Below are 2022 nucleotides of genomic sequence, written 5' to 3' on the forward strand. Positions count from 1 at the left end.
CGAAATCCTCGTAGGCCCGGTGCCGGTCGGCATGCAGCGCGGCTCGGTGCCACTGGGGCCCGTACTCGCCCCCGCCGCGGATGTTCGCCAGGACGTAGACGCCGCGTCGGCCGTCCTGCGTGGTGCGCTCCAGCCACCCGCGGCCGATCACGCCGCTGTAGGCCGGGGTCATGGAGTGCTCGAAGCCGCCGTAGCCGGAGAGCAGCGTCGGGTTGCCGCCGTCGAGCGCAAGGTCCTTCGCCGCGATCTGGAAGTACGGCACGCGCGTGCCGTCGCTGGACACGGCGAAGTGCTGCTCCACGGCGTAGAGATCCTCGTCGAAGTAGGAGGGGGAGGATTTCACCGCGGTGGACTCCCCGCCGATCGTGCCCCGGTACAGCGTCGACGGTGTCAGGAAGCCGGTGGCGACGAGCCAGTAGTCGTTGCCTGCCGCGTCGTCCTCGTCGTCGACGGCATAGGCGTCGACCGAGTGCAGCGGCGGGCAGGCGTCGAGAAGCTCGGCCGCCCAGTCCTTCGCCGGGTCGAGGATGCGGATCTCGGACGACACGTCGTGCAGCAGGTTGAGCAGCAGGTAGTCGCGGGTCCAGCTCCAGGACTGCAGCGACGTGGAGGCGTCCGGCGCGAACACGGTCACGAAGGAGCGGTCCCCGGCGAGGAAGGACTCGAGCGGGATGACGAGCAGTGACCCGGCACCGTGGGTCGTGGATCCCGTCGTCCAGTCGGTGCGGGGCCGGATGATCAGCCACTCGCGGTGCAGCGAGATGCTGGCGTCCTCCGGCACCTCGATCAGGTGCCACGCGTCGTCCTGCCGCAGGTAGCTCCGGCGCGTGTAGAAGTCGATGGTGTCCACCGCGAGGTCCCTCTCGAACCCGGGGGTGGAGTCGTGCAGGACGAGGGCCATCATGTGGTCCTCGTCCACCGCGAAGTACTCTTCGGCCGACCCGAGGTCGCCGCCGCGCCGGAGCGTCCGCACGGTCCGCGGGTAGGAGCTGGACGTCATGGACCCGGGACCGAAGTCCGTACCCACGTACAGCGTGTCCTCGCCGGCCCAGCTGATGCGGCTCTTCGCCGTCGGGATGTCGAAACCGGCCTCCACGAAGGAGAGGGTCCCGAGGTCGAACTCGCGGTACCGGGTCGCATCGCCGCCGTCGGGGGAGAGCGCGACGAGCACCCGCGCGTGTGGCGTGCCCTCCGCCGGCCGGAGGAAGAGGGCGCCCGCCCAGACCCACTCCGTTCCCTCGGCTGCACTGAGGGCGTCCACGTCGAGGAGGAGCTCCCAGTCGGGGTCGTCGGAGGCGTAGCTGTCCCACGACGTCCGGCGCCAGATGCCCTGGCGGTGCTCGGCGTCACGCCAGAAGTTGTAGTAGAAGTCCCCGTGCTTCCCCGCCATCGGGATGCGGTCGGTCGAGTCGAGTACTTCGAGGATGCCCCGCTCGCGGTCCTCGAAGTCCGGGGTCACCAGGGCGTCCTCGGTCAGGGCGTTCTGCGCACGGACCCACTCGAGCTGCCTGTCACCGTAGATGTCCTCGAGCCAGAGGAAGGGGTCGTCCGTTGTCGCGGTGGTCTTCGTCGGGTGCGTCATGGGGCAATCCTATGCAGGGCGTTCCGGGCGCTGCCATCGCAGCCCCCTGCCACCGGGCAGGGCGGGGTGCCGCGTTCGTTAGTCTTGACGGGTGGAGAACCAGGAGTCACGGCAGGTGGCCGTCATCGGCGGCGGACCTCGTGGCACCTCCGTGGTGGAGCGTCTCATCGCCCGGCACCGCGCCCTCGGCGCGGCCGCTGCAGGGCTCGTCATCCACGTCGTCGAACCTCACGACCCCGGTCCGGGGCATATCTGGCGCACCGACCAGTCGCGCCTCTTCCTGATGAACACGCCATGCCTGTACCCCACGGTGGTCCCGGTCGGACCCGCCGCGGCGGGTATCGCCGAGGCGCCGATAGCGGTGTCCTTCGACGAGTGGCGCCGGCGGGTGAACGAGGGCCTCGTTCCCGGCACGCAGCCGGGGCGCCCACCCGCCGAGC

2 protein-coding genes are annotated in these 2022 nt (G+C 70.3%); one reads left to right on the plus strand and one right to left on the minus strand.

The window, feature by feature from the left end; translation table 11 throughout:
• On the minus strand, positions 1-1582 hold a 1582-nt coding region (locus CVO76_RS17135; RefSeq protein WP_208740251.1), incomplete at its 3' end, for a prolyl oligopeptidase family protein.
• Positions 1583-1673: 91 nt separating this feature from the next.
• Here CVO76_RS17135 and CVO76_RS17140 point away from each other — a divergent pair.
• Positions 1674-2022, plus strand: a 349-nt coding sequence (locus CVO76_RS17140) for an FAD/NAD(P)-binding protein (RefSeq protein ID WP_208740252.1), incomplete at its 3' end; no start/stop codon positions are given.

The organism is Arthrobacter agilis (genome assembly GCF_002953615.1).
GTDB classification, from domain to species: Bacteria; Actinomycetota; Actinomycetes; order Actinomycetales; family Micrococcaceae; genus Arthrobacter_D; species Arthrobacter_D agilis_B.